Below are 255 nucleotides of genomic sequence, written 5' to 3'. Positions count from 1 at the left end.
GCCGCCAGGGTGACGGTCGGGTTCATGATGGTCTCGTATTCGATGGGGGTCAATCGGCCCAGGCGGGCCTGACGCCGGCGGCGGTGGTAGGTCCGTTCGATCCAGGTAATGATCGCGATCCGGAGTTCCTCACGGGTGCGCCAACGGCGCCGGTCCAGGACGTTCTTCTGGAGTAGCGAGAAGAAGGATTCCATCGCCGCGTTATCACCGGCAGCACCGACTTGGCCCATGGATCCGATGAGGTGATGCTGGTTC

General features: G+C 63.1%; 1 protein-coding gene. It reads right to left on the bottom strand.

Features of this window, described 5'->3' with window-relative positions; genetic code table 11:
• Nucleotides 1-255, bottom strand: a 255-nt coding sequence (locus GSY69_RS13965; protein WP_160954416.1) for an IS3 family transposase, incomplete at both ends; no start/stop codon positions are given.

The organism is Brevibacterium rongguiense (assembly GCF_009857845.1).
GTDB classification, from domain to species: domain Bacteria; phylum Actinomycetota; class Actinomycetes; order Actinomycetales; family Brevibacteriaceae; genus Brevibacterium; species Brevibacterium rongguiense.
Note: the sequence above shows the minus strand (reverse complement) of the source record. Positions and strands in the feature narration are given on the sequence as shown.